Raw genomic sequence first — 22655 nt, 5'->3', positions numbered from 1 at the left:
ATGACGGGCGGGTATAAAAAGGTTTGCATATGTCCGAGCAGTTTCTCTATTTCCTGCAGCAGATGTTTAACGGCGTTACGCTGGGAAGCACCTACGCGCTGATCGCCATCGGCTATACGATGGTTTACGGCATTATCGGCATGATCAACTTCGCCCACGGCGAGGTATACATGATCGGTAGCTACGTCTCCTTTATGATTATCGCCGCCCTGATGATGATGGGCATCGACAGTAGCTGGCTGCTGGTCGCCGCCGGGTTTGTCGGCGCGATCGTGATAGCCAGCGCCTACGGCTGGAGCATTGAGCGCGTGGCCTACCGGCCGGTGCGCAGCTCCAAGCGTCTGATTGCGCTGATTTCCGCGATCGGGATGTCGATCTTCCTGCAAAACTACGTCAGCCTTACCGAAGGTTCGCGCGACGTGGCGCTGCCAAGCCTGTTTAACGGCCAGTGGATCGTGGGGGCCAGCGAAAACTTCGCGGCCTCTATCACCACCATGCAGCTGGTTATCTGGGTGGTGACATTTATTGCGATGCTCGCCCTGACGCTGTTCATCCGCTACTCGCGTATGGGACGCGCCTGCCGCGCCTGCGCGGAAGACCTGAAGATGGCGAGCTTGCTCGGCATCAACACCGACCGCGTGATTGCCCTGACCTTCGTGATTGGCGCCGCGATGGCGGCGGTCGCAGGCGTGCTGCTCGGCCAGTTCTACGGCGTGATCAACCCGTACATCGGCTTCATGGCCGGGATGAAAGCCTTCACCGCGGCGGTTCTGGGCGGTATCGGCAGTATTCCGGGCGCGATGATTGGTGGCCTGATCCTGGGCGTGGCGGAAGCGCTCTCCTCGGCGTACCTGAGCACGGAATATAAAGACGTGGTGTCGTTTGCCCTGCTGATTCTGGTTCTGCTGGTGATGCCTACCGGTATTCTGGGCCGTCCGGAGGTAGAGAAAGTATGAAACCGATGCATTTTGCAATGGCGCTGCTCTCTGCCGCCATGTTCTTCGTGCTGGCGGGCGTCTTTATGGGCGTCCAGTTAGGTCTGGACGGGACGAAGCTGGTGGTGGACGCCGCCCCCGACATCCGCTGGCAGTGGGTGTTTATCGGCACTGCCGTCGTGTTCCTGTTCCAGCTGCTGCGTCCGCTGTTCCAGAAGACGCTGAAAAACGTCTCCGGGCCGAAATTCGTTCTGCCGGCAATCGACGGTTCTACGGTTAAGCAGAAGCTGTTCCTCGTGGCGCTGCTGGTGGCCGCCGTGGCGTGGCCGTTTGTGGTGTCTCGCGGCACCGTGGATATCGCCACTCTGACCATGATCTACGTGATTCTCGGCCTCGGTCTGAACGTGGTCGTGGGGCTCTCGGGCCTGCTGGTGCTGGGCTACGGCGGCTTCTACGCCATCGGCGCTTATACCTTCGCGCTGCTGAACCACTATTACGGTCTCGGCTTCTGGACCTGCCTGCCGCTGGCGGGGCTGGTCTCTGCCGCTGCTGGCTTCCTGCTTGGCTTCCCGGTGCTGCGCCTGCGCGGTGACTACCTGGCGATTGTGACCTTAGGCTTCGGTGAAATCGTCCGTATCCTGCTGCTGAACAACACCGAAGTGACCGGCGGCCCGAACGGCATCAGCCAGATCCCGAAACCGACCTTCTTCGGCCTGGAGTTCAGCCGTACCGCCCGCGAAGGCGGCTGGGATACCTTCAGCAACTTCTTCGGCGTGAAGTATGACCCGTCCGACCGCGTGATCTGGCTCTATCTGGTGGCGCTGCTGCTGGTGGTGATCACCCTGTTCGTGATTAACCGCCTGCTGCGCATGCCGCTGGGCCGCGCGTGGGAAGCGCTGCGTGAAGATGAGATCGCCTGCCGCTCCCTGGGCCTGAACCCGACCCGCATCAAGCTGACCGCGTTCACCATCAGCGCCGCGTTTGCCGGTTTCGCCGGAACGCTGTTTGCCGCGCGTCAGGGCTTCGTTAGCCCGGAATCGTTCACCTTCGCCGAATCCGCCTTTGTGCTGGCAATTGTGGTGCTCGGCGGGATGGGCTCGCAGTTTGCCGTTATCCTCGCGGCCATCCTGCTGGTGGTCTCGCGTGAGCTGATGCGCGACTTTAACGAATACAGCATGCTGATGCTGGGTGGTTTGATGGTGCTGATGATGATCTGGCGTCCGCAGGGTCTGCTGCCGATGACCCGTCCACAGCTGAAGCTGAAGAACGGGCAAGCGAAAGGAGAGCAGGCATGAGTCAGCCATTATTATCCGTTAACGGCCTGATGATGCGTTTTGGCGGCCTGCTGGCGGTCAACAACGTGAATCTGGATCTGCACAAGAAAGAGATTGTCTCGCTGATTGGTCCGAACGGCGCGGGGAAAACCACGGTCTTTAACTGCCTGACCGGCTTCTACAAGCCAACGGGCGGCACCATCATGCTGCGCGATCAGCACCTGGAAGGGCTGCCGGGCCAGCAGATTGCCCGCATGGGCGTGGTGCGTACCTTCCAGCACGTGCGTCTGTTCCGCGAGATGACGGTGATTGAGAACCTGCTGGTGGCACAGCATCAGCAGCTGAAAACCGGGCTGTTCTCCGGCCTGCTGAAAACCCCGGCCTTCCGCCGCGCGCAGGATGAAGCGCTTGATCGCGCCGCCACCTGGCTCGACCGAATTGGCCTGCTGCAGCACGCCAACCGTCAGGCGAGCAACCTGGCCTACGGTGACCAGCGTCGTCTGGAGATTGTGCGCTGCATGGTGACGCAGCCGGAAATCCTGATGCTCGACGAACCGGCGGCAGGGCTCAATCCGAAAGAGACCAAAGAGCTGGACGAACTGATTGCCGAGCTGCGCGACAGTCACGACACCACCATCCTGCTGATTGAGCACGACATGAAGCTGGTGATGGGCATTTCGGACCGTATCTACGTGGTAAACCAGGGCACGCCGCTGGCAAACGGCACGCCGGAAGAGATCCGCAACAACCCGGACGTGATCCGCGCATACCTTGGTGAGGCATAAGATGGAAAAAGCGATGTTAACGTTCGACAAGGTCAACGCGCACTACGGCAAGATCCAGGCGCTGCACGACGTCAGCCTGCATATCAATCAGGGTGAAATCGTGACCCTGATTGGCGCCAACGGCGCGGGCAAAACCACGCTGCTCGGCACCCTGTGCGGCGACCCGCGCGCCACCAGCGGGCGGATTGTGTTCGATGGTAAAGACATTACCGACTGGCAGACTGCCAGAATCATGCGCGAGGCGGTGGCGATTGTTCCGGAAGGGCGCCGCGTCTTCTCCCGCATGACGGTGGAAGAGAACCTGGCGATGGGCGGTTTCTTCGCTCACCGCGATGAATACCAGATCCGCATCAAGTGGGTATATGAACTCTTCCCGCGCCTGTGGGAGCGCCGCATCCAGCGTGCGGGCACCATGTCCGGCGGTGAGCAGCAGATGCTGGCGATTGGCCGAGCGCTGATGAGCCAGCCGCGCCTGCTGCTGCTGGACGAACCGTCGCTCGGTCTGGCGCCGATCATCATTCAGCAGATTTTCGACACCATTGAGCAGCTGCGCAAAGAGGGGATGACCATTTTCCTCGTCGAGCAGAACGCCAACCAGGCGCTGAAGCTCGCCGACCGTGGCTACGTGCTGGAGAACGGTCGCGTGGTGCTGGAGGATACCGGCGACGCGCTGCTGGCGAACGAGGCGGTGCGGAGCGCGTATCTGGGCGGATAGGTAAAAGCAAAAAGGCAACGCAAGTTGCCTTTTTTAGTGTTTGCTCCCTCTCCCCGTGGGAGAGGGCCGGGGTGAGGGCACCAGACCGCACGAGGTAAAAGCAAAAAGGCAACGCAAGTTGCCTTTTTTAGTGTTTGCTCCCTCTCCCCGTGGGAGAGGGTCGGGGTGAGGGCACCAGACCGCACGAGATAAAAGCAAAAAGGCAACGCAAGTTGCCTTTTTTAGTGTTTGCTCCCTCTCCCCGTGGGAGAGGGTCGGGGTGAGGGCACCAGACCGCACCTAACCCCCATCCCCCTTCACACAACCATCATCCCCCTGACGCCTGGCTGTCACTTATCTGTAAACAAACAGTTATTTTTCTGTAATTCGAGCATGTCATGTTACCTCGCGAGCATAAAACGCGTGATATCGCGCATCCGGCACAATAAGAGAGATGACAATGACATCGTTACGACACACAGCTTTGGGTCTGGCACTGGGTCTGGCTTTTGCGACGAACGCAATGGCTGTGACCACCATTCCGTTCTGGCATTCCATGGAAGGGGAGTTGGGTAAAGAAGTTGACTCCCTGGCGCAGCGTTTCAACGACACCCATCCGGATTACAAAATTGTGCCGGTGTACAAAGGTAACTACGAGCAGAGCCTGAGCGCGGGCATCGCCGCCTTCCGTACGGGCAACGCGCCGGCGCTGTTGCAGGTTTATGAAGTGGGTACCGCCACCATGATGGCCTCCAAAGCCATCAAGCCGGTCTATGAAGTATTCAAAGAAGCGGGCATCAACTTCGACGAGTCGCAGTTCGTGCCGACCGTAGCGGGTTACTACACCGATTCCAAAACCGGCCACCTGCTTTCCCAGCCGTTTAACAGCTCCACGCCGGTGCTGTACTACAACAAAGACGCCTTCAAAAAAGCCGGTTTAGACCCGGAGCAGCCGCCAAAAACCTGGCAGGACCTGGCGGAGTACACCGCGAAGCTGAAGGCGGCGGGGATGAAGTGCGGCTACGCCAGCGGCTGGCAGGGCTGGATCCAGATTGAAAACTTCAGCGCCTGGCACGGCCTGCCGGTTGCGACCAAAAACAACGGCTTCGACGGCACCGACGCGGTACTGGAGTTCAACAAGCCGGAGCAGGTGAAGCACATCGCGCTGCTGGCCGATCTGAACAAGAAGGGCGACTTCAGCTACTTCGGGCGTAAAGACGAATCCACCGAGAAGTTCTACAACGGCGACTGCGCCATTACCACCGCCTCGTCCGGCTCGCTGGCGGATATCCGTCACTACGCCAAATTCAACTACGGCGTGGGCATGATGCCGTATGACGCTGACGTGAAGGGCGCGCCGCAGAACGCCATCATCGGCGGAGCGAGCCTGTGGGTGATGCAGGGTAAAGACAAGGGCACCTACAAAGGGGTGGCCGAGTTCCTCGACTTCCTGGCGAAGCCTGAAAACGCCGCCGAATGGCACCAGAAGACCGGCTACCTGCCGATCACCAAAGCCGCATACGACCTGACCCGCGAGCAGGGCTTCTACAGCAAGAACCCGGGCGCGGACATTGCGACGCGTCAGATGCTGAACAAGCCGCCGTTGCCGTTCACCAAAGGCCTGCGTCTGGGCAACATGCCGCAGATCCGCACCATCGTGGATGAAGAGCTGGAAAGCGTGTGGACCAGTAAGAAAACGCCACAGCAGGCGCTGGACTCTGCGGTAGAGCGCGGGAATCAGCTGCTGCGTCGCTTTGAGCAATCGACCAAATCGTAAAAAAATGCCCGGTGACGCGCAGCGTTCCGGGCTTACGGATTAATGCGGCCTGATGCCCTCACCCCAACCCTCTCCCACAGGGAGAGGGAGAAAACCGAAATCGCCAGGAACCAAATCTCAATGTCATCATCCCGTCCGGTGTTCCGTTCCCGCTGGCTGCCGTATCTGCTGGTTGCGCCGCAGCTGGTCATCACCGTTATCTTCTTTATCTGGCCTGCGGGCGAAGCGCTGTGGTACTCGGTACAAAGCGTCGACCCGTTCGGGCTTTCCAGCCAGTTTGTTGGCCTGGACAACTTCACCGCGCTGTTCCACGACAGCTACTACCTGGACTCCTTCTGGACGACGATGAAGTTCAGCGCGCTGGTGACCGTCAGCGGCCTGGTTGCCTCGCTGTTTTTCGCCGCGCTGGTGGACTACGTGGTGCGCGGCAGCCGTATTTATCAAACCCTGATGCTGCTGCCTTACGCCGTGGCTCCCGCCGTCGCCGCCGTGCTGTGGATCTTCCTGTTTAACCCGGGGCGCGGATTGATTACCCACTTCCTGGCCGAATTGGGCTACGACTGGAACCATGCCCAGAACAGCGGCCAGGCGATGTTCCTGGTGGTGTTTGCCTCGGTGTGGAAGCAGATTAGCTACAACTTCCTGTTCTTCTTTGCCGCGCTGCAGTCCATTCCGCGCTCGCTGGTGGAAGCCGCGGCAATTGACGGCGCAGGGCCCATTCGTCGCTTCTTCAGGCTGTCGCTGCCGCTGATCGCCCCGGTGAGTTTCTTCCTGCTGGTGGTTAACCTCGTATACGCCTTCTTCGACACCTTCCCGGTGATCGACGCGGCGACCGCAGGCGGCCCGGTGCAGGCGACCACCACGCTGATTTACAAAATCTACCGCGAAGGCTTTGCGGGTCTGGATCTCTCTGCCTCTGCCGCGCAGTCCGTCGTGCTGATGTTCCTCGTCATCATCCTCACGGTGGTGCAGTTCCGCTATGTCGAAAGTAAGGTGCGCTACCAATGATTGAGAACCGTCGCGGGCTGACGATTTTCAGCCATACCATGCTGATTTTAGGGATTATCGTCATCCTCTTCCCGCTGTACGTGGCGTTTGTCGCCGCCACGCTGGACACCAAAGCGGTGTTCGACACGCCGATGACGCTGATCCCAGGCACACATCTTTTCGAGAACATGAAGACCATCTGGACCCAGGGCGTGGGCGCCAACAGCGCGCCGTTCTGGCTGATGATGCTCAACAGCTTCATCATGGCGTTTGGCATTACGGTCGGCAAAATTACGGTGTCGATACTTTCGGCCTTCGCCATCGTCTGGTTTCGCTTTCCGCTGCGCAATCTCTTCTTCTGGATGATCTTCATCACGCTGATGCTGCCGGTGGAGGTGCGTATCTTCCCGACGGTGGAGGTGATTGCCAACCTGAAGATGCTCGACAGCTACGCGGGCTTAACCCTGCCGCTGATGGCCTCGGCGACCGCCACCTTCCTGTTCCGCCAGTTCTTTATGACTCTGCCGGACGAGCTGATTGAAGCGGCGCGTATCGACGGTGCGTCGCCGATGCGCTTCTTCCGCGACATCGTGCTGCCGCTGTCGAAAACCAACCTCGCGGCGCTGTTTGTGATCACTTTTATCTACGGCTGGAACCAGTACCTGTGGCCGCTGCTGATTATTCAGGACGTCAACCTCGGCACCGCCGTGGCGGGCATCAAAGGCATGATCGCCACTGGCGAAGGCACCACCCTCTGGAACCAGGTGATGGCGGCGATGCTGCTCACCCTTATCCCACCCGTAGTCATTGTTTTAGCCATGCAGCGCGCGTTTGTCCGCGGCCTGGTCGATAGCGAGAAATAAGATGGCAGGTTTAAAACTTCAGGCAGTAACCAAAAGCTGGGATGGCAAAACTCAGGTGATTCAGCCGCTGACGCTCGACGTGGCGGACGGAGAATTCATCGTGATGGTCGGCCCGTCCGGCTGTGGCAAATCCACCCTGCTGCGCATGGTGGCGGGGCTGGAGCGCGTGACCTCCGGGGATATCTGGATTGACCGCCAGCGCGTCACCGAAATGGAGCCGAAAGACAGAGGCATTGCGATGGTGTTCCAGAACTACGCTCTCTATCCGCACATGAGCGTGGAAGAGAACATGGCCTGGGGGCTGAAAATCCGCGGGATGGGCAAAGGCCATATCGACGAGCGGGTGAAAGAGGCGGCGCGTATTCTCGAGCTGGACGGCCTGCTGAAGCGCCGCCCGCGCGAGCTCTCCGGCGGCCAGCGCCAGCGCGTGGCAATGGGGCGCGCCATCGTGCGCGATCCGGCGGTATTCCTCTTCGACGAGCCGCTGTCTAACCTCGACGCCAAGCTGCGCGTGCAGATGCGTCTTGAGCTGCAGCAGCTGCACCGTCGTCTGAAAACCACCTCTCTGTACGTCACCCACGATCAGGTCGAAGCCATGACCCTCGCCCAGCGCGTAATGGTGATGAACAAAGGCATCGCCGAGCAGATTGGCACGCCGGTGGAAGTGTACGAGAAACCGGCCACCCGCTTTGTGGCGAGCTTTATCGGCAGCCCGGCAATGAACCTGCTGGAAGGGCGTATCAGCAACACGGGCACGCATTTTGAGCTGGAAAGCGGGATGGCATTGCCGATCAACTGGTACTATCGTGGCTACGCCGGGCGTAAGATGACGCTCGGTATCCGCCCGGAACATATTGGTTTAACCTCTCAGGCGGACGGCGGCGTGCCGCTGGTGATGGACACGCTGGAGATGTTGGGTGCAGATAACCTGGCGCACGGGCGCTGGGGCGAACAAAAAATGGTGGTGCGCCTGGCGCATCAGGAGCGTCCGAAAGCAGGCAGCACGCTGTGGCTGCACCTGCCGGAAAACCATCTGCACCTGTTTGACGGTGAAACAGGACAACGAGTATGAGCAACTGGCCTTATCCCCACGTCGTCGCCCACCGGGGCGGCGGTAAGCTGGCGCCGGAGAACACCCTGGCGGCAATTGACGTCGGCGCGCGCTACGGTCACACGATGATCGAGTTCGACGCCAAGCTGTCGAAAGACGGCGAAATTTTCCTGCTGCATGACGATAACCTCGAACGCACCAGCAACGGCTGGGGCGTGGCGGGCGAGCTGCCGTGGCGCGATCTACTGAAGGTGGACGCAGGAAGCTGGTACAGCGGCGAATTCAAAGGCGAACCGCTGCCGCTGCTGGCGGAAGTGGCCGATCGCTGTCGCCAGCATGGCATGATGGCCAATATCGAAATCAAACCGACCACCGGCACCGGGCCGCTGACCGGCAAAGTGATTGCCCTGGCCGCACGCGAACTGTGGGAAGGGATGACCGCGCCGCTGCTCTCCTCGTTTGAAATTGACGCCCTGGAAGCGGCACAGGCGGCCGTGCCGGATCTGCCGCGCGGGCTTCTGCTTGACGAGTGGCGCGAGGACTGGCGCGAGCTGACGACACGCTTAGCGTGCGTTTCTATCCATCTCAACCACAGGCTGCTGGATGAGGCGCGGGTGAAGATGCTGAAGGACGCGGACCTGCATATTCTGGTCTACACGGTTAACAAACCCCAGCGCGCAGCCGAACTGCTGCGCTGGGGCGTGGACAGCATCTGTACCGATGCAATCGACCTGATCGGCCCGGATTTTAGTTCTGCGGATTAAGCATACTGCCATTCGACTGCGGCGGCAGCATGTGCTGCTGTCCGCTGCCTGACGACGTCATTCCTCCTAGCATCCCGCCGTTTTTATTCGGCAGCGGCTGCTCGCGCACCTGCCCCTGCTGCACGCGCTGGGTGTTGGCGTTCATCTGATTTTGCAGGCTTTGCTGCTGCATCTGGGTCTGCGTTTTAAGCTGCTGATTAAGCATCCCTTTCTGCTGCTGTTGCTGACTCATCATCTCGGTCTGCATACGCTGCTGGCTCGGGATGACATAACCCTGCTGGTTTGGGTTGTTCATGGTGTTAAGCGGCTGTGCGAGCGCGGCAAACGGGATCAGCGCCGCAAGAATCATCAAGCGTTTCATTGTCATTTCCTCCTTTTGAGGTCTCTCTTAAGTTTACCCCGATTTCACCATGACGATGATTTTTTAGGAGTTGTGAACCAGGCTTAAGCGGGGAATATGGATCCCTTCACCTGGAGAACAATAATGATGAAACCAACGTTTTTGCGCTGGGTCGCCATCGCCGCGCTGATGGCAGGCGGTACATTTAGCGTGGCGGCCAACCCGCCAGCGGCGCCTCCGGTCTCTTACGGCGTGGAGGAAGATGTTTTTCATCCCGTGCGGGCAACCCACGGGATGGTGGCATCCGTGGATGCACTGGCGACCCGCGTGGGCGTCGACATTCTCAGGCAGGGCGGTAACGCGGTGGATGCAGCGGTCGCCGTCGGCTATGCGCTGGCGGTAACGCATCCGCAGGCGGGGAACCTGGGCGGCGGCGGTTTTATGATGCTGCGCACCAAAGACGGCAAAACCACCGCTATCGATTTCCGAGAAATGGCGCCTTCTCAGGCGTCCCGCGATATGTTCCTCGACGATCAGGGTAACCCTGACAGCAAAAAATCCCTGACTTCGCACCTCGCCACCGGCACGCCGGGCACCGTTGCGGGCTTCTCGCTGGCGCTGGAAAAATACGGCACGATGCCGCTGAACAAGGTGGTTCAGCCTGCCATCAAGCTGGCGCGCGACGGCTTTGTGGTAAACGATGCGCTGGCGGACGACCTCAAGACCTACGGCAGCGAAGTCATTCCGAATCACGAAAACAGCAAGGCCATTTTCTGGAAAGACGGTGAGCCACTGAAGAAGGGCGATAAGCTGGTGCAGAAGAACCTCGCCAAAAGCCTGGAGCTGATTGCGGAGCACGGTCCGGACGCCTTCTACAAAGGGGCAATTGCCGACCAGATTGCCGAAGAGATGCAGAAGAACGGCGGGCTCATCACCAAAGCGGATCTGGCAGAATACAAGGCGGTGGAGCGCGAGCCGATTAGCGGCACCTATCGCGGATACGAGGTCTTCTCCATGCCGCCGCCGTCTTCCGGCGGGATCCACATCGTGCAGATCCTCAATATTCTCGAAAACTTCGATATGCACAAGTTCGGCTTCGGCAGCGCGGATGCCATGCAGGTGATGGCGGAAGCGGAAAAACGCGCTTACGCGGACCGTTCGGAATATCTCGGCGATCCGGACTTCGTGAAGGTGCCATGGCAGGCGCTGACCAACAAGGCGTATGCCAAATCTATTGCCGATCAGATCGACATCAACAAGGCTAAACCGTCGAGCGAGATCCGCCCCGGCAAGCTGGCGCCGTATGAAAGCAACCAGACCACACACTTCTCGGTGGTGGATAAAGACGGTAACGCGGTGGCGGTGACGTACACGCTCAACACCACCTTCGGCACCGGGATTGTGGCGGGCAACAGCGGTATTCTGCTGAACAACGAGATGGATGACTTCTCTGCCAAACCGGGCGTGCCGAACGTCTACGGGCTGGTGGGCGGTGATGCAAACGCCGTCGGGCCGAAGAAGCGTCCGCTATCGTCTATGTCGCCCACCATTGTCGTGAAAGACGGGAAAACCTGGCTGGTAACCGGCAGCCCTGGCGGGAGCCGTATTATCACCACCGTGCTGCAGATGGTGGTGAACAGCATCGACTTTGGAATGAACGTCGCCGAAGCGACCAACGCTCCGCGTTTCCATCACCAGTGGCTGCCGGACGAGCTGCGCGTGGAGAAGGGCTTTAGCCCGGACACCATCAAGCTGCTTGAACAGCGCGGGCAGAAGGTGGCGGTGAAGGAGGCGATGGGCAGCACCCAGAGCATTATGGTCGGGCCGGATGGGGCGCTGTTTGGCGCGTCGGATCCGCGGTCGGTGGATGATTTGTCGGCGGGGTATTGATGGTTTGCCGGGTGGCGGCTTCACCTTACCCGGCCTACGTTTTTCATTCCCTCTCCCGGTGGGAGAGGGTTAGGGTGAGGGCAACAAACTACTTCATTCGCGCCATGTAATACGCATCCACATACTCGCCGTTGCGCAGGGCATAGCGTTTGCCGGTGCCTTCAATTTCGAACCCGTGTTTTTTGTACACCGCAATCGCCGGTTCGTTATCGACAAATACCGTCAGCTCAATGCGGTCAACGCGCAGCCAGTTATCGCACATATCAATCATGGTGCGCATCAGCGCGCTGGCAACGCCCCGGTTTTGCCACTGCGCACCGACACAAATCCCAAAATCAGCCACATGGCTGCGGCGTGGGCGTTGCGCGACGGCGATGCACAGATGCCCGGCGACATGACCGTCTATACAGGCGACCAGTTGCTTAATGCCGGGCTGGTCGGTGAGTCGTTCTTGCCACATTTGCTCAGACGGATGAGGAACCTGTAGTGTGTTGTGGTACACCTCCGGCTGGGCGTGGATCTGACGAATGGCGTCATAATCTTTCGGTTCCGCATGGCGTATCACTATCTCACTCATTCCTTGTTCCTCAGTCAGTTAAACGTCCCTTCCAACATCAATGACTTTAAAATTTGAGTCAACCGCTATTTTTTGCAAAAAGTATTGGACAAGTGCGAATGAGAATGATTATTATTGCTCTGCATTCAGGAAGACCCCTACGGGAACCTGAAAGCACGACATTGCTCACATTGCTTCCAGTATTACTTTAGCCAGCTTTTAGCTGGCTTTTTTTTTGTTATGGTTAGACTCAGTAACCTTCCAAAAGGACTGAGCCATGACACTACATTGCGCATTTATTGGATTTGGTAAAAGTACGACCCGCTACCACCTGCCGTATGTTCTCAACCGTAAAGACAGCTGGCACGTCGCGCACGTCTTCCGCCGCCGCGCGAAGCCGGAAGAGCAATCCCCGCAGTATTCTCATATTCATTTCACCAGCGATCTGGATGACGTGCTTAACGACCCGCAGGTCAAACTGGTTGTCGTCTGCACGCACGCCGACAGCCACTTCGACTACGCGAAACGCGCGCTGGAAGCGGGCAAAAACGTGCTGGTGGAAAAACCGTTCACCCCGACCATCGCCGAAGCAAAAGAGCTGTTCGCGCTGGCGAAAAGTAAAGGCCTGACCGTTACGCCGTATCAGAACCGTCGCTTTGACAGCTGCTTCCTGACGGCGAAAAAGGCGATTGAAAGCGGCAAGCTGGGCGACATTGTGGAAATCGAAAGCCACTTCGATTACTACCGTCCGGTAGCGGAAACCCAACCCGGCCTGCCGCAGGACGGCTCGTTCTATGGTCTGGGCGTGCATACCATGGACCAGATCATCTCCCTTTTTGGCCGACCGGATCATGTCGCATACGACATCCGCAGCCTGCGTAATAAAGCCAACCCGGACGACACCTTTGAAGCGCAGCTGTTCTACGGCGACCTGAAGGCCATCGTCAAAACCAGTCATCTGGTAAAAATCGACTATCCGAAATTTATCGTTCACGGCACCCGAGGCTCGTTCATCAAGTACGGCATCGACCAGCAGGAGACCAGCCTGAAGGCCAACATCATGCCGGGTGAGCCGGGCTTTGCGGCGGATGATTCCGTGGGCATGCTGGAGTACGTGAACGATGAGGGCGTGACGGTGAGAGAAGAGTTAAAACCGGAAATTGGCGACTATGGCCGCGTCTACGATGCGCTGTATGAAACTCTCACAATCGGCGCGCCGAATTACGTCAAGGAATCTGACGTTCTGGCCAACCTGGAAATCCTCGAGCGGGCCTTCGAGCAGGCTTCTCCTGCCACGGTAACCCTCGCGAAATAAGCAAAAACGGCTCCTCTTCCCTTATTCATAATTTTTGAACAGAGGAGTCAATTTTCACCCTCTATGATCCAGGGCGGTTTGCGTCCACACTTACTCCATCGAAACGAACTGAGGGTGAAAACAATGATCTACTTACGCAAAGCAAACGAACGTGGTCACGCGAATCATGGCTGGCTGGACTCATGGCATTCATTCTCGTTTGCCGACTACTACGACCCAAACTTCATGGGTTTCTCCGCACTGCGCGTGATTAACGACGACGTGATTGATGCAGGCCAGGGCTTCGGTACCCACCCGCACAAAGACATGGAAATCCTGACCTATGTGCTGGAAGGGGCGGTTGAGCACCAGGACAGCATGGGTAACAAAGAGCAGGTTCCGGCGGGCGAGTTCCAGATTATGAGCGCGGGTACCGGGGTGCGTCATTCCGAGTACAACCCGAGCAAAACGGAAAAACTGCACCTGTATCAAATCTGGATCATTCCAGAAGAGACCGGCATCACGCCGCGCTACGAGCAGCGCCGCTTCGACGCAAAACAGGGCAAACAGCTGGTGCTGTCCCCGGATGCGCGTGAAGGTTCCCTGAAGGTGCATCAGGATATGGAGCTGTACCGCTGGGCGCTGGCGAAAGACGAACAGTCTGTGCACCAGATTGCCGCCAACCGCCGCGTCTGGATCCAGGTGGTGAAAGGTGAAGTGTCCATCAACGGCACCAAAGCGACAACCGCCGATGGTCTGGCCGTCTGGGATGAGCAGGCGCTCTCCGTGCATGCCGACAGCGAAAGTGAAATTCTGCTGTTTGACCTGCCGCCGGTGTAATAAATCATAAATAAATGCCCATCCTTCCCTTTGACAGGGGAAGGATGGGCTTTGTCCGTGATAAACTGAGCAAATCTCTCACTTCAAGATTTCTCAGGACGATGAAAAAGAAACGCCCCGTACTTCAGGATGTCGCCGATCGCGTCGGTGTGACCAAAATGACGGTCAGCCGTTTTTTACGTAACCCGGAGCAGGTTTCCGTGGCGTTACGTGGCAAGATTGCCGCTGCCCTTGATGAACTGGGTTATATCCCCAACCGCGCGCCCGATATTCTCTCCAATGCGACCAGCCGTGCGGTGGGCGTCCTGCTTCCTTCCTTGACCAACCAGGTTTTCGCCGAAGTTTTGCGCGGCATTGAAAGCGTAACCGATGCTTTTGGCTATCAGACCATGCTTGCACACTACGGGTACAAGCCGGAGCTGGAAGAGGAACGTCTTGAATCGATGCTTTCCTGGAACATCGACGGCCTGATTTTAACGGAACGTACCCACACTGCCCGCACGCTCAAAATGATCGAAGTGGCCGGTATCCCGGTGGTGGAGCTGATGGACAGCCAGTCGCCGTGCCTCGATATCGCCGTGGGGTTCGATAACTTCGAAGCGGCGCGCCAGATGACGGCGGCCATCATCGCTCGCGGTCATCGTCATATCGCCTATCTGGGTGCGCGTCTTGATGAACGTACTATCATCAAACAGAAGGGATACGAGCAGGCGATGCTCGACGCGAACTTAACCCCCTACAGCGTAATGGTGGAGCAGTCCTCTTCCTATACGTCGGGTATTGAGCTGATGCGTCAGGCACGACGCGAGTATCCGCAACTGGACGGTATTTTCTGCACCAACGATGACCTTGCGGTCGGCGCGGCGTTTGAGTGTCAGCGTCTGGGGCTCAAGATCCCGGATGATATGGCAATTGCCGGTTTCCACGGCCACGACATCGGCCAGGTGATGGAGCCGCGTCTGGCAAGCGTCCTGACCCCGCGTGAACGTATGGGCCGCATTGGCGCAGAACGCCTGCTGGCGCGCATTCGTGGCGAGACGGTTACCCCAAAAATGTTAGATTTAGGTTTCACCTTGTCACCGGGTGGATCTATTTGAACTGACAAATTTGAAGTAGCTCACACTTATTCACTTCGCGCACGTTTGGATATTGCTTCTCTTTTGCCCCGGCAGGACAATGTTACCGATAACTGTTACCCGTAACAATTGACTGAGGGACACCCTTTGAGCACGACTAATCACGATCACCACGTCTACGTCCTGATGGGCGTTTCCGGTAGCGGGAAATCAGCCGTAGCCAGCGAAGTGGCGCATCAACTCCAGGCTGCGTTTCTTGATGGCGACTTCCTCCATCCGCGCAGCAACATCATGAAAATGGCCTCCGGCGAGCCGCTGAACGATGACGACCGCAAACCGTGGTTGCAGGCGCTGAATGACGCCGCGTTCGCGATGCAGCGCACCAACAAAGTCTCCCTGATCGTCTGTTCCGCGCTGAAAAAAACCTACCGCGACCTGCTGCGCGACGGCAACCCGAACCTCTCTTTCATCTACCTGAAAGGGGATTTCGAGGTGATTGAAAGCCGTCTGAAGGCGCGTAAAGGTCACTTCTTCAAAACCCAGATGCTAGTGACGCAGTTCGAAGCGCTGCAGGAGCCGGGTGAAGACGAGAAAGACGTCTTAGTGGTTGATATCGATCAGTCACTGGAGGGTGTTGTTGCCAGCACCATCGAGGTCATCAATAAAAGGCAGTAAGTTTTGAGTACATTAACGCTAGTTTTGACAGCAGTGGGTTCCGTGTTGCTGCTGCTGTTTTTAGTGATGAAGGCGCGTATGCACGCTTTTGTTGCTTTGATGGTGGTTTCTATAGGTGCAGGTCTCTTTTCCGGTATGCCGCTCGACAAGATCGCCGCGACGATGGAAAAAGGGATGGGCGGCACGCTGGGCTTCCTGGCGATTGTGGTCGCGCTGGGCGCGATGTTTGGCAAGATTTTGCACGAGACGGGGGCGGTCGACCAGATTGCCGTCAAGATGTTGAAATCCTTCGGCCACAGCCGCGCGCACTACGCGATTGGTCTGGCGGGCCTGATTTGCGCGCTGCCGCTGTTCTTCGAAGTGGCCGTTGTGCTGCTGATAAGCGTCGCGTTCTCCATGGCGCGCCATACCGGTACTAACCTCGTGAAGCTGGTCATTCCGCTGTTTGCGGGCGTGGCGGCGGCAGCAGCGTTTCTGCTGCCGGGGCCTGCGCCGATGCTGCTGGCATCCCAGATGCACGCCGACTTTGGCTGGATGATCCTGATTGGCCTGTGCGCGGCAATTCCGGGGATGATTATTGCCGGCCCGCTGTGGGGCAACTTCATCAGCCGTTACGTTGAGCTGCATATTCCGGACGACATCACCGAGCCGCACCTGGGCGAGGGCAAAATGCCGTCCTTCGGCTTCAGCCTGTCGCTGATCCTGCTCCCGCTGGTTCTCGTGGGTCTGAAAACCATCGCCGCGCGCTTTGTGCCGGTGGGTTCCAGCGCCTACGAATGGTTTGAGTTTATCGGCCACCCGTTCACGGCGATCCTGGTGGCCTGTCTGGTGGCGATTTACGGCCTGGCAATGCGTCAGGGGATGCCAAAAGACCGGGTGATGGAGATCTGCGGTGCCGCGCTGCAGCCGGCGGGCATTATCCTGCTGGTGATCGGCGCCGGCGGCGTGTTCAAGCAGGTGCTGGTGGATTCCGGCGTGGGCCCGGCTCTGGGCGAAGCGCTGACTGGGATGGGCCTGCCGATTGCGGTCACCTGCTTCGTGCTTGCTGCGGCGGTGCGTATCATCCAGGGTTCCGCAACAGTGGCGTGCTTAACCGCCGTGGGTCTGGTGATGCCGGTGATTGAACAACTGAACTACTCCGGTGCGCAGATGGCCGCGCTGTCTATCTGTATCGCGGGCGGTTCGATTGTGGTCTCTCACGTTAACGACGCGGGTTTCTGGCTGTTCGGGAAATTTACCGGCGCTACCGAAGCGCAAACCCTTAAAACCTGGACGCTGATGGAAACCATCCTCGGTACGACGGGTGCGATTGTCGGGATGATAGCCTTTACGTTGCTGAGCTGAATCCGGTGATTTAACAAGGCTCAAAAATAAGGCCCGGTAGCGTTAGCGCTTACCGGGCCTTTATATTATGCAGAACGCCAGGCCGGGTCAGGTGAAACCACCACCCGGCTTTTTCACATCACTCGTCCTGCGTCGCGCTCTCAATCGTCAAACGCACATCCGAGGTGATCAGTTCTGCCAGCATCTGGTACACCTTCAGCGTCTCTTCCGGCTCGGCATCGCCCGTATCGCTGATGTAGCCTTCGTCACGCAGCGTCAGGACCAGAGAGCTGAAGACCGCTTTGTCGAAGAACTCCGGGGCGTTAATGCCGTGCAGAACGGACAGGCGCTGTGCCAGCGTCCGGCTCTCTTTCTCCAGCGTACCGCGGTTAATAGACGGGTTCGCACTCAGCAGCCAGAACGTAATGGCGTAGCGCTGCAGCGTTTCGCGCGCGCCGGCCGCCAGCAGTTGCAGGGTACGGGAACGCGACGGATTGATGTGCAGCTCGTCGTTTGAGACGGTGATTAGCCCCTGACGACGCAGTTCTTCCGTCAGTTTGTCCAGTTCGCCCGCCAGTTCATCCTTGCTCCAGCGCAGGAACAGCTCCGCTTTCAGCATCGGATAGAGCGTCTCAACGTGACGCAATAGCTCCTGACGCGAAATACGGCGATGCTGGGTGATGATAGCCGCCATGAGCGACGGCAGCATCAGCATATGGGTGATGTTGTTGCGGTAGTAGGTCATCAGCACTGCCTGCTCGCGCGGCAGAATGATGATGTCGCCGATCGTGTCCTTTTCGACTTCAAACTTGTTCATCTGCAGCGCGTGATCGATAAGCTCACTGGCGGTAGCAGAAGGCACGGTTGAATCAACGGAATACGGCACGTTGCGCATCATGTCCAGATAGCAATCCAGCTGCTCCGTGAGCTGCTCGCGGGTCAGCGAGCGCTGACGCGAAGCCAGAAGCGCCGTACAGCACAGGTTCATGGCGTTTGCCGCACCGGCGTTGTTAATGCGCACCATCAGCTCGGACGCGATGCCGTTGACGGTTGGCGTCAGCCAGGCCGGACGAATCGCTTCGATAGGATCGATGGACTCGCGCCACTCGGGAACGTGATGGTTCAGATACGTCATCAGCGGCATCGGTTCGCCGAAGTTCACGTAGCCCTGACCGAGATTGCGTAGCTTGCTCAAGCCGCGCAGCATCTGTGGCAGGCTCTCTTTCTCTTTGGTCGCACCGCGCAGTTCTTTGGCGTACGTGCCCACTTCCATCACGTGCTCATAGCCAATGTAGATTGGCACCAGCGTGATTGGACGGGTTCCTCCGCGCAGCATCGCCTGAATGGTCATCGACAGCGTGCCGGTCTTCGGATCGAGCAGACGTCCGGTACGGGAACGACCGCCCTCCACGAAGTACTCAACGGAATAGCCGCGGCTGAACAGCTCGCCCAGATATTCGCGGAACACGGTAGAGTAGAGCTTGTTGCCCTTGAAGGTGCGACGGATAAAGAACGCGCCCAGGCGGCGGAAAATCGGACCTGCTGGCCAGAAATTCAGGTTGATACCGGCAGCAATGTGCGGAGGTACCAGCCCCTGGTGATAGAGCACGTAGGAAAGAAGCAGGTAGTCCATGTGGCTGCGGTGGCAGGGAACATAGACAATCTCATGGCCATCATGCGCCAGCTGGCGTACGCGCTCGGCGTTATGAACGTTGATGCCCTGGTAGAGGCGGTTCCAGGTAAAACCGAGAATACGATCGGACAGGCGGATCATCTCGTATGAGAAGTTCGCTGCAATCTCTTCCATCAGCGCAATGGCGTTCTGCTGGGCTTTCTCATGCGATATTTTCTTGCTGCGCGCTTCGTCTTCAACGGCGCGAGCAATCGCTTTGGAGGCCAGCAGCTTGTTGAACAGGTCCTGACGCGCCGGGAGACGCGGCCCTACGGCAGCCAGGCGCTGGCGGGCGAAGTGCATACGCGCCACGCGCGCCAGTTTTTGCGCGATGATCTTGTCGGTACCGTGCTCGTCCGCCATTCGACGCAGCGAAACGGAAGGGGAGAAACGCACAAAGCTGTCGCGTCCCAGCCAGGAGACCGCGAAGAACTTCTGGATGCCGTTAAGCATGCGCAGCGGCGGGTTCTCTTCACCTTTTTCACGGCCCGGACGACGACCAAACATCACCGACACCGGCACCATCTGCACATCCAGATCGGGGTTGCTGCGGTGCAGGTCGAGATAGTCGTGGAACAGCTTGATGGACTCTTCTTTTGGCGTGTAGTAGGTAAACACGCGCGGTCCACCGTGAATGAACACGTGGCGCGGCAGCAGTGTACCGTCAACTTCAAGCGGTTCAAGCGGGTCAGGTAAGTCATGCGCCAGACACTGGGCGCGAAGCGTCAGTAAGTCTGCCTTCGAGTTATAAGGCAAAACGTACATAATAGGACGCGAAGTATCGAGCCCCAATTCCAGCGCGGGTTCTGCTGGGATAGACTTGCTTTTTACCAGGATGCTTAATGGTAAATTAAGTAATTTGTAGTAAATTCGTGGCCAGCCGGACATAAACGATGTAAAGCCTCTGGTTAATAATGCAATTGCGGCGCAAGGATAACAGAAAGCGCGCAAAATTTCTGTTGTTACCCGTCATACTTCAGGCTGTAGCGAAACGCGCTACAGTTCCTGTTACTGACGCTTTTTTTCATAAAAGGTTCTTTTAATGGCCAATAATACCACTGGGTTAACGCGTATCATCAAAGCCGCCGGCTATTCATGGAAAGGTTTCCGTGCCGCGTGGATCAACGAAGCTGCCTTTCGCCAGGAGGGTGTCGCCGCAATCATCGCGGTGATCATCGCCTGTTTCCTTGATGTTGATGCTATTACCCGCGTACTTCTTATCGGTTCCGTACTTCTGGTGATGATAGTGGAAATTCTTAATAGCGCTATTGAGGCCGTTGTCGATCGCATTGGTTCAGATTTCCACGAGCTTTCTGGCCGCGCAAAAGACATGGGCTCTGCTGCCGTGTTGCTGGCGATTATCACTGCAGTTATCACCTGGGTCACGCTGCTTTGGTCACATTTCCGATGAGCCTCGAGGAATAATTAAGTCCCTGGTTTTTTGTGCAGTTTTTGGTTCCAAAATCGCCTTTGACTGTATATACTCACAGCATAACTGTATATACACCCAGGGGGCGGAATGAAAGCGTTAACGACCAGGCAGCAAGAGGTGTTTGATCTCATCCGGGATCATATCGGCCAGACGGGTATGCCACCCACGCGTGCGGAAATCGCGCAGCGTCTGGGTTTCCGTTCTCCGAATGCTGCCGAAGAACACCTGAAAGCGCTGGCGCGTAAAGGCGTGATTGAGATTGTTTCAGGCGCGTCACGCGGTATCCGCCTGCTGGTGGAAGAAGAGACGGGCATTCCGCTGATAGGCCGTGTTGCTGCCGGTGAGCCTTTACTGGCACAGCAGCATATTGAAGGCCACTACCAGGTCGATCCTGGCATGTTCAAACCGAGCGCTGATTTCCTGCTGCGCGTCAGCGGTATGTCGATGAAAGACATCGGTATTCTTGACGGCGATCTGCTTGCGGTGCACAAAACGCAGGATGTGCGTAACGGCCAGGTGGTTGTGGCGCGCATTGATGACGAAGTGACCGTCAAACGTCTGAAAAAACAGGGTAACAGCGTTCAGCTGCTGCCTGAAAACAGCGAGTTTTCACCCATTGTGGTCGATCTCCGCGAACAGAACTTCTCTATCGAAGGACTGGCGGTTGGGGTCATTCGCAACGGTGAATGGCTATAATCTCTTCCTGACAGGCTATGGCGCTGCTGTAGCCTGCTTCATTCCACACTCCCGGTATTTTTCATGTCACTGCTGACGGCATCCGATAAGGCATTGTGGCGTCTTGCTCTGCCGATGATTTTCTCCAATATCACCGTGCCCTTGCTGGGTTTGGTCGATACTGCCGTTATTGGTCATCTTGATTCGCCTGTTTATCTTGGCGGCGTGGCGATTGGCGCGACGGCAACCAGTTTCCTGTTTATGCTGCTGCTCTTTTTGCGCATGAGCACCACCGGGCTCACGGCCCAGGCTTATGGTGCAAAAGATCCGCTGCGTCTGGCGCGCGCGCTGGTCCAGCCGCTGATCCTTGCGCTTGGCGCGGGGGTGTTAATCGTTTTATTTCGTACGCCCCTGATCGACCTTGCGCTCCATGTTGTCGGCGGCAGCGAGGCGGTACTGGCTCAGGCGCGACGTTTCCTTGAAATCCGCTGGCTCAGCGCGCCCGCCTCGCTGGCAAACCTGGTTCTGCTGGGGTGGCTATTGGGCGTGCAGTACGCCCGTGCGCCAGTGATTTTGCTGGTGGTAGGCAACCTTCTCAACATTGTGCTGGATGTCTGGCTGGTAATGGGCCTGCATATGAACGTGCGGGGCGCGGCGCTGGCGACGGCGATTGCCGAGTACGGAACCTTTATTATTGGCCTGTGGATGGTCTGGCGCGTGCTGACGATGCGCGGCATCTCCCTGGCGCTGCTCAAAACCGCGTGGCGCGGCAATATCCGTAGGCTGCTGGCGCTCAATCGTGACATCATGCTGCGCTCGCTGCTGCTTCAGCTCTGCTTCGGCGCGCTGACGGTTTTCGGGGCGCGACTGGGGCCAGAAATCGTTGCGGTCAACGCGGTATTGATGACGCTGCTGACCTTTACCGCCTACGCGCTGGACGGATTTGCCTATGCGGTAGAAGCGCATTCCGGGCAGGCGTACGGCGCGCGCGAAAGCGGGCAGCTGCGGGACGTCTGGCGGGCAGCCTGCCGCCAGTCTGGGCTGGTGGCGCTGGCGTTCGGCCTGGTTTATGCCTGCTTTGGTGAGCAAATCGTCGCGTTGCTTACGTCTCTTCCTGCGCTGCGCGAGCTGGCGAGTCACTATCTCATCTGGCAAGTCATCTTACCGGTGGTCGGCGTCTGGTGTTATCTGCTGGATGGCATGTTTATTGGTGCGACGCGCGGAGCGGAAATGCGTAACAGCATGGCGGTCGCTGCGGCCGGGTTTGGCCTGACGCTGCTGACGCTTCCCTGGCTGGGTAATCACGGTTTGTGGCTGGCCCTGGCCGTTTTCCTCTCGCTGAGAGGGATATCGCTGGCTTTTATCTGGCACCGCCACTGGCAAAACGATACCTGGTTCCCTCCACGTCACGATATATCGTGACGGTTAAAGATTCCGAATATGAAATCAACTGCCGAATCCTTAACTACAATAATTATCACGTCCAGCAGAAAAGAACGTAACGGACGTTACGACCCGACGCTTAACTAAGAGGACACGATGATGAATAAAGACGAAATCGGCGGCAACTGGAAGCAGTTCAAAGGTAAAGCGAAAGAACAGTGGGGTAAGCTGACTGATGACGATATGACCGTCATTGAAGGTAAACGCGATCAGCTTGTCGGTAAAATTCAGGAACGTTACGGCTACGCGAAAGATCAGGCGGAAAAAGAAGTGGGCGACTGGGAAAAACGCAACGACTACCGCTGGTAA

At 57.8% G+C, this 22655-nt stretch carries 22 protein-coding genes; 19 read left to right on the top strand and 3 right to left on the bottom strand.

Going from position 1 to position 22655, the window contains the following annotated elements; genetic code table 11:
• Nucleotides 1–29: 29 nt before the first annotated feature.
• The 9 genes from livH (at nt 30) to ugpQ (ending at nt 9130) form a co-directional block, all read left to right on the top strand.
• Nucleotides 30–956, top strand: coding sequence for a high-affinity branched-chain amino acid ABC transporter permease LivH (livH, locus tag INF68_RS11635; RefSeq protein WP_008500099.1), 927 nt, complete (start codon nt 30–32; stop codon nt 954–956).
• A complete protein-coding gene (livM, locus tag INF68_RS11630; RefSeq protein ID WP_126787131.1) occupies nt 953–2230 on the top strand; it encodes a branched chain amino acid ABC transporter permease LivM in 1278 nt (425 codons plus the stop codon). Before livH ends, livM begins: the two co-directional genes overlap by 4 nt.
• On the top strand, nt 2227–2994 hold the full coding sequence (livG, locus tag INF68_RS11625) for a high-affinity branched-chain amino acid ABC transporter ATP-binding protein LivG (protein WP_023310024.1): 768 nt from the start codon (nt 2227–2229) through the stop codon (nt 2992–2994). The genes livM and livG overlap by 4 nt, the downstream gene beginning before the upstream one ends.
• Before the next feature lies 1 nt (nt 2995).
• The gene (livF, locus tag INF68_RS11620) at nt 2996–3709 is read left to right on the top strand and encodes a high-affinity branched-chain amino acid ABC transporter ATP-binding protein LivF (protein ID WP_126787130.1); all 714 of its coding nucleotides are present in this window, start codon (nt 2996–2998) and stop codon (nt 3707–3709) included.
• A gap of 439 nt (nt 3710–4148) precedes the next feature.
• Entirely contained in the window at nt 4149–5465 is a 1317-nt protein-coding gene (gene ugpB / locus INF68_RS11615; protein WP_126787129.1) for a sn-glycerol-3-phosphate ABC transporter substrate-binding protein UgpB, read from the top strand.
• A 120-nt stretch (nt 5466–5585) separates the two neighbouring features.
• Nucleotides 5586–6473: a sn-glycerol-3-phosphate ABC transporter permease UgpA gene (gene ugpA, locus INF68_RS11610; protein WP_023310026.1), complete on the top strand. Its 888-nt coding sequence runs from the start codon at nt 5586–5588 to the stop codon at nt 6471–6473.
• Entirely contained in the window at nt 6470–7315 is an 846-nt protein-coding gene (gene ugpE / locus INF68_RS11605; protein WP_109846244.1) for a sn-glycerol-3-phosphate ABC transporter permease UgpE, read from the top strand. Before ugpA ends, ugpE begins: the two co-directional genes overlap by 4 nt.
• A 1-nt stretch (nt 7316) precedes the next feature.
• On the top strand, nt 7317–8387 hold the full coding sequence (locus INF68_RS11600; RefSeq protein ID WP_063440725.1) for a sn-glycerol-3-phosphate import ATP-binding protein UgpC: 1071 nt from the start codon (nt 7317–7319) through the stop codon (nt 8385–8387).
• Complete coding sequence (gene ugpQ / locus INF68_RS11595) at nt 8384–9130, top strand: glycerophosphodiester phosphodiesterase (protein ID WP_126787128.1); 747 nt, start codon at nt 8384–8386, stop codon at nt 9128–9130. The genes INF68_RS11600 and ugpQ overlap by 4 nt, the downstream gene beginning before the upstream one ends.
• On the opposite strand, the gene INF68_RS11590 is transcribed toward ugpQ, so the two are convergent.
• Entirely contained in the window at nt 9114–9491 is a 378-nt protein-coding gene (locus tag INF68_RS11590) for a DUF2756 family protein (protein WP_126787127.1), read from the bottom strand. The two genes, ugpQ and INF68_RS11590, sit on opposite strands and share 17 nt — an antisense overlap.
• 123 nt (nt 9492–9614) lie before the next feature.
• Between INF68_RS11590 and ggt the strand changes: the two genes are divergently transcribed.
• Complete coding sequence (gene ggt, locus INF68_RS11585; protein ID WP_185874203.1) at nt 9615–11360, top strand: gamma-glutamyltransferase; 1746 nt, start codon at nt 9615–9617, stop codon at nt 11358–11360.
• 88 nt (nt 11361–11448) lie between these two features.
• Here ggt and yhhY read toward each other — a convergent pair whose 3' ends face one another.
• On the bottom strand, nt 11449–11937 hold the full coding sequence (yhhY, locus tag INF68_RS11580; RefSeq protein ID WP_032664702.1) for an N-acetyltransferase: 489 nt from the start codon (nt 11935–11937) through the stop codon (nt 11449–11451).
• A 256-nt stretch (nt 11938–12193) separates the two neighbouring features.
• On the opposite strand from yhhY, the gene INF68_RS11575 reads away from it, so the two are divergent.
• The 5 genes from INF68_RS11575 (at nt 12194) to gntU (ending at nt 17145) form a co-directional block, all read left to right on the top strand.
• Nucleotides 12194–13231, top strand: a complete 1038-nt coding sequence (locus INF68_RS11575; RefSeq protein WP_126787126.1) for an oxidoreductase — start codon at nt 12194–12196, stop codon at nt 13229–13231.
• Between the two features lie 123 nt (nt 13232–13354).
• Nucleotides 13355–14050 (top strand): pirin family protein, encoded by a 696-nt coding sequence (locus INF68_RS11570; protein ID WP_003861565.1) that lies wholly within the window; start codon nt 13355–13357, stop codon nt 14048–14050.
• Between the two features lie 101 nt (nt 14051–14151).
• Complete coding sequence (gene gntR / locus INF68_RS11565) at nt 14152–15147, top strand: gluconate operon transcriptional repressor GntR (protein ID WP_021242747.1); 996 nt, start codon at nt 14152–14154, stop codon at nt 15145–15147.
• Between the two features lie 126 nt (nt 15148–15273).
• Nucleotides 15274–15801 carry a gluconokinase gene (gene gntK, locus INF68_RS11560; RefSeq protein WP_008503362.1) on the top strand — a complete coding sequence of 176 codons (528 nt, stop codon included), beginning with the start codon at nt 15274–15276 and terminating at the stop codon, nt 15799–15801.
• 3 nt (nt 15802–15804) lie between these two features.
• A complete protein-coding gene (gene gntU, locus INF68_RS11555) occupies nt 15805–17145 on the top strand; it encodes a gluconate transporter (protein ID WP_010436459.1) in 1341 nt (446 codons plus the stop codon).
• Nucleotides 17146–17263: 118 nt separating this feature from the next.
• Here the strand turns inward: gntU and plsB are convergent, their stop codons facing one another.
• Nucleotides 17264–19684, bottom strand: coding sequence for a glycerol-3-phosphate 1-O-acyltransferase PlsB (gene plsB, locus INF68_RS11550; protein ID WP_109846241.1), 2421 nt, complete (start codon nt 19682–19684; stop codon nt 17264–17266).
• A gap of 154 nt (nt 19685–19838) precedes the next feature.
• Between plsB and INF68_RS11545 the strand changes: the two genes are divergently transcribed.
• The 4 genes from INF68_RS11545 to INF68_RS11530 all read left to right on the top strand — a co-directional run bounded on the left by INF68_RS11545 (nt 19839) and on the right by INF68_RS11530 (nt 22655).
• Nucleotides 19839–20207 carry a diacylglycerol kinase gene (locus INF68_RS11545; RefSeq protein WP_023334158.1) on the top strand — a complete coding sequence of 123 codons (369 nt, stop codon included), beginning with the start codon at nt 19839–19841 and terminating at the stop codon, nt 20205–20207.
• Nucleotides 20208–20315: 108 nt separating this feature from the next.
• Nucleotides 20316–20924 carry a transcriptional repressor LexA gene (gene lexA, locus INF68_RS11540; protein ID WP_045909165.1) on the top strand — a complete coding sequence of 203 codons (609 nt, stop codon included), beginning with the start codon at nt 20316–20318 and terminating at the stop codon, nt 20922–20924.
• A gap of 63 nt (nt 20925–20987) precedes the next feature.
• Nucleotides 20988–22325 (top strand): MATE family efflux transporter DinF, encoded by a 1338-nt coding sequence (gene dinF, locus INF68_RS11535; protein ID WP_126787125.1) that lies wholly within the window; start codon nt 20988–20990, stop codon nt 22323–22325.
• Between the two features lie 120 nt (nt 22326–22445).
• On the top strand, nt 22446–22655 hold the full coding sequence (locus INF68_RS11530) for a CsbD family protein (protein ID WP_014830284.1): 210 nt from the start codon (nt 22446–22448) through the stop codon (nt 22653–22655).

This window comes from Enterobacter cloacae complex sp. P16RS2, assembly GCF_014982155.1.
In the GTDB taxonomy this organism is placed as follows: domain Bacteria; phylum Pseudomonadota; class Gammaproteobacteria; order Enterobacterales; family Enterobacteriaceae; genus Enterobacter; species Enterobacter cloacae_M.
The sequence above is the reverse complement of the archived record's forward strand: the minus strand, read 5'-3'. Positions and strand labels throughout refer to the sequence as shown.

Bases quoted from the DNA above. Each gene is read 5' to 3' on its own strand.
- livH (WP_008500099.1), top strand. From the start codon at position 30: ATGTCCGAGCAGTTTCTCTATTTCCTGCAGCAGATGTTTAACGGCGTT.
- livM (WP_126787131.1), top strand. From the start codon at position 953: ATGAAACCGATGCATTTTGCAATGGCGCTGCTCTCTGCCGCCATGTTC.
- livG (WP_023310024.1), top strand. From the start codon at position 2,227: ATGAGTCAGCCATTATTATCCGTTAACGGCCTGATGATGCGTTTTGGC.
- livF (WP_126787130.1), top strand. From the start codon at position 2,996: ATGGAAAAAGCGATGTTAACGTTCGACAAGGTCAACGCGCACTACGGC.
- ugpB (WP_126787129.1), top strand. From the start codon at position 4,149: ATGACATCGTTACGACACACAGCTTTGGGTCTGGCACTGGGTCTGGCT.
- ugpA (WP_023310026.1), top strand. From the start codon at position 5,586: ATGTCATCATCCCGTCCGGTGTTCCGTTCCCGCTGGCTGCCGTATCTG.
- ugpE (WP_109846244.1), top strand. From the start codon at position 6,470: ATGATTGAGAACCGTCGCGGGCTGACGATTTTCAGCCATACCATGCTG.
- INF68_RS11600 (WP_063440725.1), top strand. From the start codon at position 7,317: ATGGCAGGTTTAAAACTTCAGGCAGTAACCAAAAGCTGGGATGGCAAA.
- ugpQ (WP_126787128.1), top strand. From the start codon at position 8,384: ATGAGCAACTGGCCTTATCCCCACGTCGTCGCCCACCGGGGCGGCGGT.
- INF68_RS11590 (WP_126787127.1), bottom strand. From the start codon at position 9,491: ATGAAACGCTTGATGATTCTTGCGGCGCTGATCCCGTTTGCCGCGCTC.
- ggt (WP_185874203.1), top strand. From the start codon at position 9,615: ATGATGAAACCAACGTTTTTGCGCTGGGTCGCCATCGCCGCGCTGATG.
- yhhY (WP_032664702.1), bottom strand. From the start codon at position 11,937: ATGAGTGAGATAGTGATACGCCATGCGGAACCGAAAGATTATGACGCC.
- INF68_RS11575 (WP_126787126.1), top strand. From the start codon at position 12,194: ATGACACTACATTGCGCATTTATTGGATTTGGTAAAAGTACGACCCGC.
- INF68_RS11570 (WP_003861565.1), top strand. From the start codon at position 13,355: ATGATCTACTTACGCAAAGCAAACGAACGTGGTCACGCGAATCATGGC.
- gntR (WP_021242747.1), top strand. From the start codon at position 14,152: ATGAAAAAGAAACGCCCCGTACTTCAGGATGTCGCCGATCGCGTCGGT.
- plsB (WP_109846241.1), bottom strand. From the start codon at position 19,684: ATGTCCGGCTGGCCACGAATTTACTACAAATTACTTAATTTACCATTA.
- INF68_RS11545 (WP_023334158.1), top strand. From the start codon at position 19,839: ATGGCCAATAATACCACTGGGTTAACGCGTATCATCAAAGCCGCCGGC.
- lexA (WP_045909165.1), top strand. From the start codon at position 20,316: ATGAAAGCGTTAACGACCAGGCAGCAAGAGGTGTTTGATCTCATCCGG.
- dinF (WP_126787125.1), top strand. From the start codon at position 20,988: ATGTCACTGCTGACGGCATCCGATAAGGCATTGTGGCGTCTTGCTCTG.
- INF68_RS11530 (WP_014830284.1), top strand. From the start codon at position 22,446: ATGAATAAAGACGAAATCGGCGGCAACTGGAAGCAGTTCAAAGGTAAA.